Annotated in this window: 1 protein-coding gene; it reads left to right on the forward strand. The window is 37.1% G+C overall.

The genetic code is table 11. The features are described from left to right. Nucleotides 1-120: 120 nt before the first annotated feature. Nucleotides 121-1451, forward strand: a protein-coding gene (locus ACIQXN_RS21510; protein ID WP_402971610.1) for an IS3 family transposase whose coding sequence is annotated in 2 segments (ribosomal slippage) — nt 121-493 and nt 493-1451 — 1332 coding nt in all. Because the reading frame shifts where the segments join, the coding sequence is not laid out codon by codon here. Nucleotides 1452-1497: the final 46 nt, after the last annotated feature.

The following is a 1497-nucleotide window of genomic DNA, read 5'->3' on the forward strand; positions in this document are numbered from 1 at the left end:
TGAACTATACCCCGAATAATGGACACGATAAAAAAAGTCCCTTATTCGGGGTTTTTCTATGTCCTCATATTAAAACCCCGTTTATAATCAATTTAAGATAGTTGGGCGGAGGAAGTAACAATGAGTAAAATTATTTTTAATGAATTTCAAATAAAACGATTAGAGAATAATCCACATGTGAAACAAGTGTCCGAGCGTTCAATTGCTTATCATCCTGATTTCAAAGTAAAGGCTGTTAAAGAAAATAAAGCAGGAAAGTCACCTACACAAATCTTTATCGAACATGGATTTGATTTAGCCATGATTGGATCAGATAAGCCAAAAGGCTGCTTAAAGCGCTGGAGAAAAGTATTTGAACAATATGGGGTGGATGGATTCTATACGGAGCGTCGTGGGAAAGCCAATGGAGAGAGAATGAAATCCAAGTCTGATACACAGGAGAATCAGTTAAAGAAAGCAGAGGCACGTATTAAATATTTAGAGGCAGAGCTTGAATTCCTAAAAAAGCTAGACGAACTAGAAAGGCAGGCATCGAAGAAGAAAAAATAACAAAGAATGAAACATTCATGTTAATTGAAAAAATCATTCGTAGATATAGTCTTACGAATATGGTTTCATATTTTTGTGAAATGGCAGAAGTTAGTCGTAGTGGATATTATGCGTGGCTGCAGGCAGAAAGTATCCGATTAAATCTCGAAGAGAAAGATTGGCAGGATTATGAACTCATTAACAAAGTATTTGAAGGAAAGAAGAAGAAGGCTGGCGCCCTCACTATCAAAATGATTTTAGAGAACGATTTTTTTGTCACGATGAACCACAAGAAAATTCGGCGTCTTATGAATAAGTTCAACCTAAAGCCAAGAATTCGCCAAGCGAATCCTTATAAGAAAATGGCAAAAGCCACTCATGAGCATAAAGTCGTTCCAAACCTCTTAAATAGGAGATTTAACCAAGGAGAACCAAGGAAAACTTTTCTTACAGATATCACTTACGTCTATTATGGTTCTGGACAGCCAGCTTATCTTTCTTGCGTCAAAGACTCTGTTACACGGGAAATCGTTGCCTATCACTTATCCAAAAGCCTCAAGATGGACCTTGTTTATCGGACATTGGAAAAACTCGCCGATTCAGTGAATGAACTGTTTTATCCTGAATCGATGATTCATTCAGATCAAGGTGTTCATTATACACACCCTGAGTTTCAACAGCGAGTAAAGAAACTAGGTCTCATACAATCTATGTCCCGGAAGGGAAATTGTTGGGATAATGCCCCCATGGAATCATTCTTTGGTCATTTTAAAGATGAAGTGGATTATTCAGAGTGTCAAACATTTGAGGAGTTATCCCTCATCATTGAAGAATACATAGAGGAATACAATATAAATCGTTATCAATGGAGCCTAAATAGAATGACTCCCGCACAATACGGGAGCCATCTTTTAGCTGTTTAAACTATAGGTCTTTTTTTAGACTGTCCATTTTATAGGGCACAGTTCA

Source organism: Peribacillus sp. NPDC097295, assembly GCF_044761665.1.
GTDB lineage: Bacteria > Bacillota > Bacilli > Bacillales > DSM-1321 > Peribacillus.